The sequence below is a fragment of the Bacillus sp. KNSH39 genome, assembly GCF_052656585.1.
The window spans coordinates 5,114,966-5,130,278 of the sequence record NZ_JBQXYO010000001.1 but is presented as its reverse complement, the minus strand read 5'-3'; the positions used below and the strand labels follow the sequence as shown (position 1 = coordinate 5,130,278).

The window sequence follows — 15,313 nt, the reverse complement described above, 5'->3', positions numbered from 1 at the left end:
CACCTTTTCATTAGAAGCCAGTTATTCCCTTTGTTAAGGCTTGAATTATCGTACTAATGTAAGACCAAAGTACAATGAACGTTGCAATTCCAATTAAAACATTTGCAATAATAAGTGTGTAAACGAGATCTAATCCGCCATTGTCTAGCTTTAATACGGCTACAGTTATACTAATCCCTATATAAGTTGCAGCTACGGATAATAATATAGGTAAGAAAAAGATTAATAAGAAACTAAAAAGAAAAGAAAGGACTAATATGACAATAGTCGGCGTCGCTATCGTTCCCCATATACCAAATACTTCAAGAAACGAAAAAGACGATTTCATCATCTTACCACTTACAAAAATAATAAATCCGACAAATAAAGTTAAAATTAATAAAAAGAAAAAGACCGTTATAGATTCTCCAAAAAACGTGGGAGTAGATATATCTGGTGCAAATGTTCTCGTAACTGCTGATGCTGCACTCATCATTCTATAAAAAATACATGCTCCTAAAAAACAAATAAGAACAAGACTTACAATTCCATTTCGCACTTCAATAGCGCCGCTTTTCATAATCGCTGTGGGTGCTTGTAATGCATGTTTAAAAAATTGAAAATAGCCGCTCGCGAACCGCTTCGCTTGCTCTACCGTTTCATTTGGCCGAGCTTCCTTTGCTTGTGCCGCACGTACTTGTTCCGGCCCTTCTTCTTGGCCACTACTTGCCACTACTTCTTCCGTTAACGAATGTCCACAATTCCCGCAAAATTTTGCCTCCGCTGCATTTTCTGTATGACATGACGGACATTTCATTCTCTTATCCCTCCTTAAGGATATACCGTATAGGGTGTTACAAATTCAATATATGAATTTGTACATAAAACATGACTACAAGAAAAAGATTCTGAAATCCTTCTTCCGAAAGAAAATATATGTGCTAGTAATCTTGAAAAAAATGCTATTATGAAACAGAATAAATAATATTTTTAACAGATTGGATGACTGGCAATGGAATTGGTAACCTCAATTTTTCAAATACTCCTTACAAGCGTAATCCAATTATTATCTTTAATTGGCGTTATCATTGTAATTGGATTTTTATTAGGCTATTTAGAATCTCTCACACGCATGTATTGGTCGAGAGCTTTCGGAAGAAAAGGATTCCTTTTAACGGCTTGGATTGGTGTTCCGATTCACGAACTTGGACATGCCATTATGTGTGTGCTATTTCGTCATAAAATTGTAGGAACGCAGTTTTTCCCAACAGATACAAGTCAAGGTGCTTTAGGATACGTACAACATCAATACAATCAAAAAAGTGTATATCAACGAATTGGGAACTTCTTCATTGGAATTGGTCCTATTATTTCTGGTATTACTGCGTTAATCCTTTTAATGCGCTATTTCGTACCGAATTCATATTTCTTATTTAATACAACTCTCGAAAAAACAATCGCTTCTACTTCTATTAATATAGAAATGGTTCAAAACATGCTCTTGTCGACGTTTGTATTATTGAAAAGCTTATTTACAATAAGTAATTTATTGAATCCTTCCTTTTGGCTATTTTTATTTATCGCCATTTGTATTTCTGCACATATCGCTTTAAGTAAACCAGATATTAAAGGATCAATAGACGGTGTGATCGTCATGTTTATCGTATTATTTTTATTCAACATAATCGCAGGACTATTTCAATACGACAGTAACCAGCTAATTGGACAGGTTATGAAATATAATATGTATCTCATTGCGTTTTCTAGTGTAGCACTGCTGTTCTCTTGCCTTTCTACACTTGTTAGTTTTGGGTTTTATAAAATAAGAGGAGGGCGTTCGTTTTGAACGCCCTCTTCTTATTGATTTGAATCTATAATTATATCCTTTGTTTTTAAAATCATTAATTTTCTCTCAGTTGTTGATATATAATACGTATCATTTTGACTAGAAATAATATTCCCCTTTATACGTTTCAATTTTCCATCCCATATATACTCTATTGTCTGATAATTATTTGGTTGAAGAATTAAATACATATATTTTCCTCCTTGAACCAAAGAATATAGAGTTAAATTACTTATAATAAAAAACACCACTAACATATATAATATTACCGTGAACGGTTTCGTAATATATAGTGGCTTTGTAACTCCCCTACGCCCTTCATCTGCTAATATTTTTGTCGTCTTATCTTCTCCCCTCCGTACTCTTATATAAATCATAGTATTAATAATAAATACAGTGAAAATTGCTTTAGCCCATGCGTCTACATAAATATGTAACCCTAGCATTAAAAGTATCGGAATTATCACAATGGATTTCAATATTTTTTTCACTGTAAATAAAATCATTTGATTTTTTATCTGATTTATTAGAAATATCGTTGGTGCACCAATAATAAACATTAATATAAAAAATTCAAATCTGGATAATAAATCCCCTAGCGATGTTAAATTAAAGTATTTGGATATTATTATAAAACTAATATATGTAGTGTAACAATATACCTCATAACTTATAAAAGTATAAAAATCTTTAAAACAAAAATAAAAATTTGCACTTATAAGTACAAGAAGTAAAGGTAACACCCAAAGTAATAACGTCTGAATATATGCCATAAATGTTATTTCTGCTGCAAAAAAATATACAATCGCTATGTTTGTTAAACCTAATGCCAACGCTATTAAAAAAGCTGAGTCAAAACTATCTTTATTTTTTAATATAGCTACAAAAAACAAAACAATAATTCCAATTAAGATGATGTAAAAGAAGCCCACAGAAAAAGCTATCACACGATCAATAGGCACTAAATTAACTGCAACTGATAACAGTGATTGGTCCTTTTCACCTCCAAAATAGTATCCCCATAAAAACAGATATCCGGAAAAATATGCCACTGACGATGATATTAAAATGATTATAATTGAAATAATCCGCTTACCAAAGAATCCTACTTTTATAAAAGAGAAATTCTTTTGTAAAAATTCTTTTGTCCTTCGCAACATTTCTAAATATTCAGTTTTACCCAAGAAAAAATCTCCTCCTAGCATTTTTAAACAATACATATAACATTATATTAATATATAATGTTTAAAAATTCAAATCATCTCCCTATTATTTAGTATTGCAAATTAACAACAATTTTTTTAGAACAGAATGTACTCCAACTAGAAGAGCTAGTCCATTTCAGACTAGCTCTTCTCCTCACTTATTCCCCTTATAATCACAATGCTCAACAGGCACACGAGCATGCCCTTCTTCATCGGTACACCATGACTGTGATTGGAATGCCAGAAAGATACCAATCCATTCTTCTTCCTTCTCGAAGTGAATGAGTATTCCTCCGTCTTGCCATATGCCATTATCAGCTTTCCATTTCTCTACATTTCCTTGATTCATGTGAATATCATGTATACCGTTTCCTGGTTTGAAATGAAAATAGGAATCTGGTGTATTTTCTTCTGGTCCCCATCTTTCGCCAAATGCGTAAATAATTGCTTTTTCTTCTATCGCTCGTTTTATATAACGTTCTATTTTTTCATTTAAATCATTATCTGCTCCTGCTTTTTCGGGAGGCAAAGGAATCATTTGATTTGAGTCAAATAGATTTCCTCTTACATAATCTAAAGCTACTTTCGGTTCATTGTTTTTTATTTCTGTAAAACCGAATGGTAATGTCGGTAAAATATGAATCGCCTCTGACTTAATATTGTTACTCGCAAAATATAAAACTTCTGACGGATAACTTTGCGATTTTACGTTAATTGCAATACGATAATCTACTTCTGCTTCGCCTTGTAAATGAACTTGATAATGAGGAGTTTTCCCTTTTCCGATCTTAGATTGTATAACGGTACCTTTTAACACACCATAATTTTTTAAGGGCATACATTTCATCTCCTATTCATCTAGTAGAAGCTTTTCATATTTAAAACATTATCCATTCAAAAAAAAAATCCTCCTATGTTAGGAGGATTTTTAATTTCTCAACATATACCAAACAATAACCTCTACCACTACAAGCAAAACCGCACCAAAGATCATTAACGTCGTCTTCTTTAATAGTTCATTTTCACGGTAAGGGATATTACATAAGTAAGCACCTAGTGTAATCCGTGATGGACAAGCGATTGTCGCTACTGATGATGCGGTGTTTTGAAGTGTTGTGACATATTGCCACGGGAGTGCTACGTTTTGTGCGGTTTGCATTTGTAGTTTTATAAACATTGCATTTGATCCTGCGTTACTACCTGTTAAAAATCCACCAATAGCGCCAATAAACGGCGCAACGAAAACGAAAAATGTTCCAAATGTATCACCAGCTGTCTTTGCGAGTAATGAATGCATGCCTGATGCACCCATTAGTTCTGAAATGGCGATAAACATTGTCGTCGTAATCGCAAAAGGAATCCATTGTTTGATCGTTTGTGAGAGTGATTGTTTAATAATATTAGACGGGATGCGGAAGAAAATAATAGTAAATAAGCAAGTCATACCGAGCCAAAATCCTGGTGAATATAGTAACTCTAGTTTGTAAGAGTATGATTTCAAATCAAGAACCGCATATGATCTAAACAAATCATGTAATGCTGGAACGAGGCGGGAAAGTAAAATACAAACTGTTAGAAATATATAAGGGCTAATAATTTTTATAATGGATATTTCTCTCTCCGTTGCAGCCGCATGTTCTGTTATAAGATTTTGCCCACTTTTTCCTTTTAATTTAATGATAAGAAAGCCAAATGTAATCGTAACGATAGAACTTAATATCCCTGCTAGTTCAACACTTACGTATGCATTAGAAAGATAGATTCCGAGAGAAAATAATAGAAAGAATCCTACTCCTTCTTTCCACTTTTCTATAACCGCTTGCCAGCCGCCAACAACGTGTAAAGAAAGAATAACGAAGTAAGCAAACATCGGAATACTTAATAGCGCTGTATTTGTGCCAAGTGTTGTAAGAGGCATATTTATTAGCTGCGAACCGATAATCGTACCAGTTGCCATTGCGCCCCATGAACTAGCTAGTAAGCCGATGAATGAGAGTAGTACAGCTTGAAATGGTTTATATCCTAGTGAAAGAAAAATAGGTGCAGCAACCATGAAGCCGATACCGAATCCACTTACTGATTCAATAAGCGGGCAAATGCCAAAACACATAAGCAGCATTTGTAATAAGCGATCCTGAGTAACTGCTTCTAGAAAAAGTGCCACTTGATCGATGTACCCCATTTTGTTCATGAGGTGAAATAAAAAAATACCGAAAAATAAAACGTACCCGACAATAAAACAAATTAACCATCCTTTAATCGTTGCGTGTACAGTTTCACTTATCCCTAATTGAAACGTTGGCGAGAGTAAAACGATTCCAACAGACACAGCATAAGAAATTAACGAAGACCTTAATGACGTTTGTTTAAATAAAAATAAACAAATGAAAATCATCATAATTGGGATAAGTGCCAACAATATGGCCATGTTATCATCTCATTTCGTTTAAAATACAATTTTTAACTATTATATAACAGATGCTATAATTTTCAATTGTTTTTAAAACAGATTCAAAAAAGGAACCAAACGGCTCCTTTTCATTCACTCCCATTTTCTATTATCCTGAAAAACTGTCTGCTTTCCGACTATTTCTTTCAACACAACAAACACAATGTAAGTACATATTGCTTGCAATATAATATTCCAAAATTTCATTAATGTAAATGAATGAATCCGTAGAAATAGTTCGTTTAATAATACAATCGAAACGATACTAAATAATTCTATACTAATCGAAAATAGACATATTTCTAAAATAGACTGTTCTTGAATGCGATTTAAGTTGGAAAAGATGAATACATACCCTAAAAATAGAGCCATTAACTCTATTTTCGTCATGCTAATGAGCCAAGCGTATAATGGTACAGTTAAAAATAGATATAGTAATTTACGTCTTAGCATGCCTTCTCCCCCCTCTGAATTATATGTATTTTCTGTATATTTTAACACTTATTACGCAAAACAAAAAGAAGAGACTATGCCTCTTCTTTTTGTTTTGTTGCATATATTAATTCACATATTTCTTCTCGCTTTTCATTTTCTAAAAGCTCAATGACCTTACTTCCAACGACAACTCCGTCGCATATTGTAACCATTTCTTCTACATGTTCTTTTGTTGAGATGCCGAATCCAGCGACTACTGGTAAGTTGACGTGTGATTTTACTTTTTCTAAGTAACTATGAATCTCCTCTTTAAAGTTTTGACGTACTCCCGTTACGCCCGCTACTGTAACAGCATAAACGAACCCTTCTGATTCACTCGTAATTTTTTCAATTCTTTCAATAGGACTCGTTACGGTAACCAGTGGGATGAGCGCAATGTTTACCTCTCGAAGTAACGGCGCAATAATATTTTGTTCTTCATACGGTAAGTCTGGAACGATGATGCCGTCTACACCTGCTTCTATACAGTTCTCAATGAATCTCTCTTTTCCGAATGCAAGTACCGGATTTAAATATGTCATAAGAACAAAAGGCATTTGTACTTCTTTCCTTACCTCTGCTAACGCTTGAAAAATGCCTTTTAATGTTACGCCGCTATCTAGCGCTCGTTTCCCTGCTCTTTGAATCGTTGGGCCATCTGCGACTGGATCTGAAAACGGAATACCAATTTCAACGATGCTTGCTCCAGCCTCATCTAGAAAACGAATTCTTTCTTTTAATTTTTCAAGGCCACCATCTCCGCCCATTACGTACGGAATAAATGCTTTCTTGCCATTTTCAAACGCTGCTTTAATTTTTTCTACTCCCATTTTTTACACCTCTTCCATATAACGTTTTATACTCTCTACATCTTTATCACCACGGCCAGATAAACAAATAACAAGTCCTTCATCTTCCTTCATTTTCGGAGCTAATTTTAATGCGTATGCGACAGCATGCGAGCTTTCTAACGCCGGGATAATGCCTTCTTTTTTCGTTAATAATTGAAATGCTTCTAATGCTTCTTCGTCTGTTATCGAATGATAAGAAACGCGGCCAATATCTTTTAGCAAGCTATGTTCTGGACCAACACCTGGATAATCAAGTCCTGCTGAAATAGAGTGTGCTTCTTGAATTTGTCCTTCTTCGTTTTGCAGAAGATACATCATTGATCCGTGGAGAACGCCAACGCTTCCTTTCGTTAAAGTTGCTGCATGCTTTTCTGTATGAACGCCTTTTCCAGCTGCTTCTACGCCGTAAAGAGCAACTTCTTCATCATGTACAAATGGATAAAACATCCCCATCGCGTTACTGCCACCGCCAATACAAGCAACGACTGCTTCTGGTAACTTTCCTTCTAACGCCTCATATTGTTTTTTCGTTTCATTTCCAATTACACTTTGGAAATCACGTACAATTTGCGGGAATGGATGTGGTCCGAGAACAGATCCCATAATGTAGTGCGTATCATGCACATGTGAAACCCAGTAACGAAGCGCCTCGTTTACCGCATCTTTTAATGTACCGCTACCTGCCGCTACACTTTCTACTTTCGCTCCGAGTAATTCCATTCGGAACACATTTAATTTTTGACGTCTTACATCTTCTTCTCCCATAAAAATGACGCATTCTAATCCGAGAAGAGCACATACAGTAGCTGTTGCAACTCCGTGTTGTCCAGCTCCTGTTTCAGCGACAACTTTTTTCTTGCCCATTCGCACTGCAAGTAGTGCCTGACCGATTGTATTGTTAATTTTATGAGCTCCTGTATGATTCAAATCTTCACGTTTTAAATAAATCTTTGCACCACCGCAATACTTCGTCATATTTTCAGCATAATATAGCGGTGTTTCTCTTCCGACGTACGTTTTTAAATAATGATTTAATTCCTTTTGAAATGCTTCATCTTGCATCGCTTCTTTATATGCTTCTTCTAGTTCTAGTACAGATTGCATTAACGTTTCTGGAACATATCGTCCTCCGTATATACCGTAATGTCCTTTTTCATCTGGATATGCGTAGTTCATTTGGAACACTCCTTCGCTTTTATAATAAATTGTTTTATTTTCTCTACATCTTTCTTTCCTTCTGTCTCTACTCCGCTGCTCACATCGACCATGTATGGCCGAACAGTTCGAATTGCTTCTTCTATATTAAGAGCGTTTAATCCACCAGCTAATATCATTTTCTTTCGCAATTCTTTTGGCATATGCCCAAGTAGTTCCCATGAAAATGTCTTTCCATTTCCTCCATGAAACTTTTCTTTCGGGCTATCAAATAATATATAATCCGTTTCATACCTTTGAGCGTTTTCCATATCACTCTCTGAAGTTACTCCCAGCGATTTTATAGACGGAATATTCAATCTTCTAATTTGATAATTGTCTTCATCCCCATGTAGTTGTACATGTGTTAACCCGCACTCATCTGCAATTTTCTGGATCACTTCTACTGATTCATTTACGAAAATACCGATTTTTAACACGTTGGCTGGAAGCTCCAGAATGATTTCTTTCGCTCTCTTTGGAGTGATTTTCCGTTTACTTTCTGCAAAAACAAATCCGAGTGCATCTGCGCCATATTCACACGCACTTTTCGCTGTTTCCACATCAGTGATGCCGCAAATTTTCACTTTCATATATTCACCTTACAATCTTCAAAAAAACTACTAATAGAAGATGATGTCATAAGTGCCTCTCCAACTAATACACCTTTTGCTCCAGCTCTTTTAACACGGATAATATCTTCTTTTGAATGAATGCCACTCTCACTAATCCAAAATAATTTCTCCTCATTCAATCTTTTTCCAAGCTTTTCAGTTTGGCTTAAATCTACTTCGAACGTTTTTAAATTACGATTATTAATGCCAATAACGTGCGGATTTAATACAATCGCAGTTTCTAATTCCTGTTCATCATGAACTTCAACAATCGCTTCCAATCCTTTTTCTAACACGTAGCTATACAACTCTTTTAACTTCTCTTTCGTTAACGCTGCTACAATTAGTAAAATAATATCTGCTCCCGCTTCATACGCTCTATCGATTTGAATCTTATCAATTATGAAATCTTTACATAAAAGCGGAATGTTACTTTCTTCTCTTGCTGTTTGTAAATCGTGAAACGATCCTTTAAAAAATTGACCATCTGTTAAAACAGATACTGCTCCTGCACCACATTTCTCATATATTCCCACTTGTTTTCGTACGTCAACGTGTAAATTGATATCTCCTTTTGATGGTGATGCTCGCTTTACTTCTGCAATGACAGTAAACTGCTGTAACGCTTCTACAAGTGAATGTGTCTTTCTTTTTGTTTTTACTGGTGTATATATTTCATATAACTCCGCAACTTCCTTTTTCTTCTGTTCTACAATTTTATATAAAATCGTCCCCACTTTAGTTCACCCTTTCTAATTTTTCGTTGCTTGCTACAATTAATAAGTTTAATTTGGCTAATGCTTTTCCAGAGTCAATGCTATGTGCCGCGAGTTTAATTCCTTCTTCAATCGTTTCCGTTTTTCCATTTGCGAAAAGAGCTAGACCTGCATTTAATAAAACTGTATCGCGATAAACACTCTTTTCTCCGCTCAATACTTCAAGCGTAATCTTTGCATTTTCTTTTGAATTCCCCCCTCTAATTTCTTCATTTTTCACTCTTGAAAAACCATACTTTTCTGGATCAATACTCATTTCTACTATTTCATTATCTTTTAAAATGACAACATGATTCTCTCCTTGTAATGATGCTTCATCTAAAAATCCACTTCCGTTTACGACAAGCGCTTGTTTTCTTCCCAGCTTCTGTAATACTTGCGCAACTGGTAGTAACATATCTCGTTTATAAATGCCGACAAATTGTGTTTCTAAATTTACCGGATTTGTTAAAGGACCAATTAAATTAAAGATCGTCGGCACGTTTAACTCTTTTCTTATTTTCATAATGCGCGTTAGTGCTGGATGCATCGCTGGTGCAAATAAAAATGCAATGCCCACATGCTCTAGTAAATAATCAATTTCGCTTGGCGTACTGCTAATATTTACACCTAATTCTTCTAATAAGTCCGCACTTCCTGTTTTACTAGAAACAGCACGATTACCATGTTTTGCAACCTTTACGCCAGCTCCTGCCAGTACAAATGCCGATGTTGTACTAATATTAAACGTTTGAGCACCGTCACCACCCGTTCCACAATTGTCCATCGCTCCTTGTATATGGTTCGAAAATGGTAGTGCCTTTTCGCGAAGAGCTCGAACAAGGCCGTATATTTCTTCTGCAGTTTCACCTTTCGCTTTCAGTAAGACTAAAAAAGCTGCAATTTCACTTTCCAATATGTTTTCATTTAATAAAAGAAGCCCTGCTCTATACATTTCCTCTTCTGTTAAATGTTTCCCCTCCACTAATTTACGAAGATAGCTATTCATACTCTTTCCTCCTCCTTCACTTCTGTTAAAAAGGCACGTATTAACTTTCCGCCTTCTTCTGTCGCGATTGATTCCGGATGAAACTGTAATCCGAATAGCGGATAATAATTGTGACGAACTGCCATAATTTCTCCATCGTCCATCGCTGTCGCTAATATGTCAAAACACTCTGGCAAGCTCGTTTGCGCTGCAACAAGGGAATGGTAGCGCATCGCTGTTAACGGCTGTGTAACGTATGAAAAAATTGACGTTCCATTATGTTTCACGCGTGATGTTTTTCCATGTTTAATACGTTCTGCTCTAACAATGTCTCCTCCAAATGCTGATATAATCGCCTGATGACCAAGGCAAATACCTAATATGGGAACGTTCTTATAAAAATGGCGGATGACATCGATACAAATGCCAGCATCCTCTGGTTTTCCTGGTCCTGGTGAAAGTACAATTCCTCTTGGATTCATCTCTTCTAGCTGTTCTATCGTTATTTGATCATTTCTTACGACTACAATATCTTCTTCGTATTCACCTAACAGTTGATACAAGTTATAAGTAAATGAATCATAATTATCAATTAGTACAATCATTTCATTACCTCCAATAGTGCTCTCGCTTTATTTAACGTTTCTTCATATTCAGCTACTGGGTCTGAATCATAAACAATTCCCGCTCCTGCCTGAACGTATGCTTTTTCACCCTTTACGACCATCGTTCGAATAGCGAGCGCCATATCAAGATTCCCTGAAAAACTAACGTATCCAACTGCACCCGCGTATACATTTCTTTTTTCATTCTCTAGCTCATTTATAATTTCCATCGCTCTAATTTTCGGAGCTCCCGACACTGTTCCTGCTGGTAGACAATACGCTAATGCATCAAATCCACTCATTTGTTTTCGCAATGTTCCGTAAACTTCAGATACAATGTGCATAACGTGAGAGTATTTTTCTACTTTCATATATTTATCTATCGTAACCGAGCCGATTTCGCTCACTCTACCAATATCGTTTCGCCCAAGATCTACAAGCATCATATGCTCTGCTCGCTCTTTCTCATTGTCTAACAGTTCTTTTGCGATTTCCTCATCTTCCCTCTTCGTTTTCCCTCTCGGTCTTGTACCAGCAATTGGATTCGTCATCACTTTATCCTCCCTTACTGATAGCAAACTTTCTGGCGAAGAACCGAGTACAACATAATCTTGAAAATCGATATAGAACATATATGGTGATGGATTTGCAATTCGAAGTTTTCGATATAACGCGAATGGATCACCAATACATTCACTTTGTAAACGCTGTGACAGTACGACTTGGAATATGTCTCCGGCTCTTATATGTTCTTTCGCCATTTCTACCATCCCACAAAACTCTTTTTCCGTTATAGAAGAAGTGAATGATAATGTGGATTGTATTGCATTTACTTCAGTTTCTTCTCCTTGTAGCACTTCCTCTTTGTATAATCGTAGCCTTTCGTATACTTCCTCATAATCTGCTGAATCATCTTCCCTGCATACATATACAAACGACAACCTTTGGCGTAAATGATCGTAAACGATAAACTCACGATATAGTAAGAGGTGTACTTCCGGAATATTTAATGGGTCGTGTAAATCCGCTCCAATGTTTTCATACTGCCGAATGACATCATATCCAATATAACCAACTGCTCCTCCGCAAAATGGAAATGGGCTGTCTACTTGTGATGATGCGATTATTTCTTCTAACACTTGTAGTACGTTACTTTGCAACTTTTCTGCCCGGCCGAAAATCGTTCGTTCTACTTCCGTACCAACGCTTTTTACTTCTCCATAAGGATTACATCCTAAGTAAGAATAACGCCCTTTATCTTGATGAAGCTGTGAACTTTCTAATAAAAATTTCTTCTTTCCTTTCATACGTCTATATAAAGAAATTGGCGTAATGCTATCTCCTTCTTCTTCAGTAATTACTAAAAATGTCTTTCTCTCTCTTTTTTGTTTTATAAATTCTTCTTTCGTCATCATGTCCTTCACCTCACTCTGAAAAATAAAAAAGTCCCCTACATATCGAAAATATGTAGAGGACGATAAATATACCGCGGTACCACCTCGTGTTGGATGCAAAAGCATCCCGCTTTGTTCAGGTACAAAATTTATACCTTATCCTTGTAACGGCGGAACCCGGGTTGCCTACTGAAAACAATTGTTCAGCATACCTCTCGTAAGCCCATTCCGTATATGGCACCGTACCGGGCTCCCACCTATTCCCGGCTCTCTGTAACGTCTCCAATATACGTACTCTTCTTACTTAAACGATTTCATTTATTTAATTTTTTATACACAAAAAGGGAGTACTCATCCTATAGAAAGGACGGGTACTCCCGTGGTGCCACCTTAATTCGTTACAAATGTAACGCACTTTACCGTATCAAAAACAATACGTGTCTCTTGTATCGATGAGATCATGTCGCCAAAGCCTACTTCTTTCGTTTCGGTTTGGAAGCTCCGAAGCCCATTCCACATCAATTCCATACTGATTCGCACCAACCATCAGCTCTCTGACATGTTCATCATGTGTACTCTTCTTCATCAACGCTTGCATTTTTTTAAGTTGCACTCATTATAGACCTGACTTTTTTCACAAGTCAATACTTTTTTAAAAATTTTATTTTTCTTTCCTTTCAATATTATATTGACAAAACAACCTCTTTTTATGTAAATATAATAAATACTCTATTAAAAATAAGGTTTTTTGTATGAATATTATATATTAAAAAAGTAAAATGACATCAAAAAACGCTTACATTTCTGAAAATTCGTATTTCTATATGGATTTTTCAGAATAATCATGATAGATTATAAATATGCATAACGCATCAAAAGACATGACAAAAGGAAGGGGAACTACATGAGTACGCAGATGTTAACTTTAACTTCGATCTCTATCTACATGCTCGGGATGTTAGTAATTGGCTATTTCGCCTACAAACGAACGTCCAACTTAACAGATTATATGCTTGGCGGGCGTACACTAGGCCCCGCAGTAACAGCATTAAGTGCTGGAGCATCCGATATGAGTGGTTGGCTTTTAATGGGATTACCCGGTGCAATGTTTAGCGTTGGATTAAGTAGTAGTTGGATTGCGATCGGCCTAACACTAGGCGCATACGCAAACTGGCTTTATGTCGCTCCTCGCTTACGTACCTACTCAGAAATTGCAAATAACTCTATTACTATCCCAGAATTTTTGGAACACCGTTTCCACGACAAATCTCATATGCTACGTTTAGTATCTGGACTTGTTATTATGATTTTCTTTACTTTCTATGTAGCTTCAGGATTAGTTTCAGGCGCTGTATTATTTGAAAATTCATTTGGCATGAACTATCATGTTGGATTATTCATTGTAGCAGGCGTTGTTGTAGCTTACACATTATTTGGTGGTTTCTTAGCAGTAAGTTGGACAGACTTCGTGCAAGGAATCATTATGGTAGTTGCTCTTATTCTTGTTCCTATCGTAACAATTATGAATTCGAACGGACTTGGACCTGCATTTGATACAATTCGATCTGTAGATCCAACACGTCTAGATATTTTTAAAGGTGCCTCTACTTTAGGAATGATTTCTCTATTCGCATGGGGCCTTGGTTATGTCGGACAACCTCATATTATCGTACGCTTTATGGCAATCGCTTCTGTAAAAGAACTTAAAAGCGCACGAAGAATTGGTATGAGCTGGATGATTTTCTCTGTTGTCGGAGCTATGTTTACTGGTCTTATTGGTATTGCTTACTATTCACAACAAGAGTTAACATTATCTAACCCAGAAACAATTTTCCTTGAACTTGGGAAAATTTTATTCCACCCACTTATTACTGGATTTTTATTAGCCGCAATTTTAGCAGCGATTATGAGTACAATCTCATCTCAGTTACTCGTTACTTCTAGTGCCGTAACGGAAGACTTATATCGTACATTCTTCAAACGTTCTGCATCTGATAAAGAACTTGTATTTGTCGGTCGTATGGCTGTACTTGTTATTGCATTAGTTGGGTGCGCTTTAGCGTTTAAACAAAATGATACGATTTTAGCTCTTGTTGGATACGCTTGGGCTGGTTTTGGTTCTTCATTCGGACCTGCTATTTTATTAAGCTTATATTGGAAGCGTATGACGAAATGGGGCGCGCTTGCTGGTATGATTTCTGGTGCCGCTACTGTTATTATCTGGACTCAATTCAAATTCTTAAAAGATTTCTTATATGAAATGATTCCAGGTTTCGCTATTAGTTTACTAGCCATCGTAATTGTTAGTTTACTAACACAACCTTCAAAAGAAGTTGAAGAGCAATTTGAGGATTTCGAAAAACAACATCGTCATAATTTATAAAAAAATCTCTGCTGTTATCGTAACAGCAGAGATTTTTTACAGTTCGACAATCTTCTTATCAAATTTAACAAATTCTTTATGTTTCGTTAAATTTAACATAACACTACTCCTTTATAGTATGAGTATCAGCACTTATACAGAAAGGGGACTCCAACATGTTAGCAGCTTTCCAGCAACAACAAACACGAAAATTTTCACCTATCACAAATACTTCTGCGTCTTGTTTAAACATGCAACCTAATCCGCCTAAAATTTCAATTGCTCCTTCTGTTATTTCAGTCATCGGTGTTCATATGGAAAAACATAAATTAAAAATAAAAACGGGACAAAACATTGTGTTAGGAGCTTCTACTTTGCCAATACAAGCAACGAATAAAGAGCTTATTTGGTCAAATATGAATTCTGATATCATCACCATATATCCAAAAGGTGACACCGTGACGATTACTGGAAAAAGTGCAGGTAAAGCAGTCGTAATTGTCACAACTGCTGAAGGCAAATTCCGTGACCTATGTGTCATTCACGTACAACCTTATATGACAAACCCAAAGTAAAAGAGTGGCTTCGTAGCCACTC

General features: G+C 36.0%; 15 protein-coding genes and 2 other annotated features. Of the genes, 3 read left to right on the top strand and 12 right to left on the bottom strand.

From position 1 onward, the window contains the following. Positions 1–10: 10 nt before the first annotated feature. Positions 11–796, bottom strand: a complete 786-nt coding sequence (locus tag ACUL40_RS26335) for a zinc ribbon domain-containing protein (RefSeq protein ID WP_000650098.1) — start codon at positions 794–796, stop codon at positions 11–13. Positions 797–991: 195 nt separating this feature from the next. Between ACUL40_RS26335 and ACUL40_RS26330 the strand changes: the two genes are divergently transcribed. Further along, positions 992–1,825 (top strand): hypothetical protein, encoded by an 834-nt coding sequence (locus ACUL40_RS26330; protein ID WP_000424614.1) that lies wholly within the window; start codon positions 992–994, stop codon positions 1,823–1,825. An 11-nt stretch (positions 1,826–1,836) separates the two neighbouring features. Here ACUL40_RS26330 and ACUL40_RS26325 read toward each other — a convergent pair whose 3' ends face one another. The 11 genes from ACUL40_RS26325 to trpE form a co-directional block, all read right to left on the bottom strand. Next, the gene (locus ACUL40_RS26325; protein WP_000520587.1) at positions 1,837–3,009 is read right to left on the bottom strand and encodes a hypothetical protein; all 1,173 of its coding nucleotides are present in this window, start codon (positions 3,007–3,009) and stop codon (positions 1,837–1,839) included. Between the two features lie 175 nt (positions 3,010–3,184). Then, complete coding sequence (locus ACUL40_RS26320; RefSeq protein ID WP_229174935.1) at positions 3,185–3,868, bottom strand: DUF2278 family protein; 684 nt, start codon at positions 3,866–3,868, stop codon at positions 3,185–3,187. Positions 3,869–3,958: 90 nt separating this feature from the next. Beyond that, entirely contained in the window at positions 3,959–5,458 is a 1,500-nt protein-coding gene (locus tag ACUL40_RS26315) for an L-lactate permease (RefSeq protein WP_229174934.1), read from the bottom strand. A gap of 114 nt (positions 5,459–5,572) precedes the next feature. After that, on the bottom strand, positions 5,573–5,932 hold the full coding sequence (locus ACUL40_RS26310; protein WP_000946131.1) for a DUF4029 domain-containing protein: 360 nt from the start codon (positions 5,930–5,932) through the stop codon (positions 5,573–5,575). A gap of 74 nt (positions 5,933–6,006) precedes the next feature. After that, entirely contained in the window at positions 6,007–6,783 is a 777-nt protein-coding gene (trpA, locus tag ACUL40_RS26305) for a tryptophan synthase subunit alpha (protein WP_000537825.1), read from the bottom strand. A gap of 3 nt (positions 6,784–6,786) precedes the next feature. Next, positions 6,787–7,980 (bottom strand): tryptophan synthase subunit beta, encoded by a 1,194-nt coding sequence (gene trpB / locus ACUL40_RS26300; protein ID WP_001105035.1) that lies wholly within the window; start codon positions 7,978–7,980, stop codon positions 6,787–6,789. After that, on the bottom strand, positions 7,977–8,591 hold the full coding sequence (locus ACUL40_RS26295) for a phosphoribosylanthranilate isomerase (protein WP_229174933.1): 615 nt from the start codon (positions 8,589–8,591) through the stop codon (positions 7,977–7,979). The genes trpB and ACUL40_RS26295 overlap by 4 nt, the downstream gene beginning before the upstream one ends. Next, complete coding sequence (gene trpC, locus ACUL40_RS26290) at positions 8,588–9,349, bottom strand: indole-3-glycerol phosphate synthase TrpC (protein WP_229174930.1); 762 nt, start codon at positions 9,347–9,349, stop codon at positions 8,588–8,590. Before trpC ends, ACUL40_RS26295 begins: the two co-directional genes overlap by 4 nt. A 1-nt stretch (position 9,350) precedes the next feature. Next, complete coding sequence (gene trpD, locus ACUL40_RS26285; RefSeq protein ID WP_001089853.1) at positions 9,351–10,376, bottom strand: anthranilate phosphoribosyltransferase; 1,026 nt, start codon at positions 10,374–10,376, stop codon at positions 9,351–9,353. Next, on the bottom strand, positions 10,373–10,960 hold the full coding sequence (locus ACUL40_RS26280) for an aminodeoxychorismate/anthranilate synthase component II (RefSeq protein WP_229174927.1): 588 nt from the start codon (positions 10,958–10,960) through the stop codon (positions 10,373–10,375). The genes trpD and ACUL40_RS26280 overlap by 4 nt, the downstream gene beginning before the upstream one ends. Next, positions 10,957–12,375: an anthranilate synthase component I gene (gene trpE / locus ACUL40_RS26275; protein WP_229174925.1), complete on the bottom strand. Its 1,419-nt coding sequence runs from the start codon at positions 12,373–12,375 to the stop codon at positions 10,957–10,959. The genes ACUL40_RS26280 and trpE overlap by 4 nt, the downstream gene beginning before the upstream one ends. Before the next feature lie 52 nt (positions 12,376–12,427). Beyond that, positions 12,428–12,672: a binding site (T-box leader), on the bottom strand. A 42-nt stretch (positions 12,673–12,714) separates the two neighbouring features. Continuing rightward, positions 12,715–12,952: a binding site (T-box leader), on the bottom strand. 306 nt (positions 12,953–13,258) lie between these two features. On the opposite strand from trpE, the gene putP reads away from it, so the two are divergent. Both putP and ACUL40_RS26265 read left to right on the top strand, forming a co-directional pair. Further along, positions 13,259–14,737: a sodium/proline symporter PutP gene (putP, locus tag ACUL40_RS26270; protein ID WP_000107208.1), complete on the top strand. Its 1,479-nt coding sequence runs from the start codon at positions 13,259–13,261 to the stop codon at positions 14,735–14,737. 155 nt (positions 14,738–14,892) lie between these two features. Beyond that, positions 14,893–15,291 (top strand): Ig-like domain-containing protein, encoded by a 399-nt coding sequence (locus ACUL40_RS26265; RefSeq protein ID WP_000878732.1) that lies wholly within the window; start codon positions 14,893–14,895, stop codon positions 15,289–15,291. The last annotated feature ends 22 nt before the right edge of the window (positions 15,292–15,313 follow it).

Coding starts and splice junctions, on each gene's coding strand:
- ACUL40_RS26335 (WP_000650098.1), bottom strand. CDS start 796: ATGAAATGTCCGTCATGTCATACAGAAAATGCAGCGGAGGCAAAATTT.
- ACUL40_RS26330 (WP_000424614.1), top strand. CDS start 992: ATGGAATTGGTAACCTCAATTTTTCAAATACTCCTTACAAGCGTAATC.
- ACUL40_RS26320 (WP_229174935.1), bottom strand. CDS start 3,868: ATGCCCTTAAAAAATTATGGTGTGTTAAAAGGTACCGTTATACAATCT.
- ACUL40_RS26315 (WP_229174934.1), bottom strand. CDS start 5,458: ATGGCCATATTGTTGGCACTTATCCCAATTATGATGATTTTCATTTGT.
- ACUL40_RS26310 (WP_000946131.1), bottom strand. CDS start 5,932: ATGCTAAGACGTAAATTACTATATCTATTTTTAACTGTACCATTATAC.
- trpA (WP_000537825.1), bottom strand. CDS start 6,783: ATGGGAGTAGAAAAAATTAAAGCAGCGTTTGAAAATGGCAAGAAAGCA.
- trpB (WP_001105035.1), bottom strand. CDS start 7,980: ATGAACTACGCATATCCAGATGAAAAAGGACATTACGGTATATACGGA.
- ACUL40_RS26295 (WP_229174933.1), bottom strand. CDS start 8,591: ATGAAAGTGAAAATTTGCGGCATCACTGATGTGGAAACAGCGAAAAGT.
- trpD (WP_001089853.1), bottom strand. CDS start 10,376: ATGAATAGCTATCTTCGTAAATTAGTGGAGGGGAAACATTTAACAGAA.
- ACUL40_RS26280 (WP_229174927.1), bottom strand. CDS start 10,960: ATGATTGTACTAATTGATAATTATGATTCATTTACTTATAACTTGTAT.
- trpE (WP_229174925.1), bottom strand. CDS start 12,375: ATGATGACGAAAGAAGAATTTATAAAACAAAAAAGAGAGAGAAAGACA.
- putP (WP_000107208.1), top strand. CDS start 13,259: ATGAGTACGCAGATGTTAACTTTAACTTCGATCTCTATCTACATGCTC.
- ACUL40_RS26265 (WP_000878732.1), top strand. CDS start 14,893: ATGTTAGCAGCTTTCCAGCAACAACAAACACGAAAATTTTCACCTATC.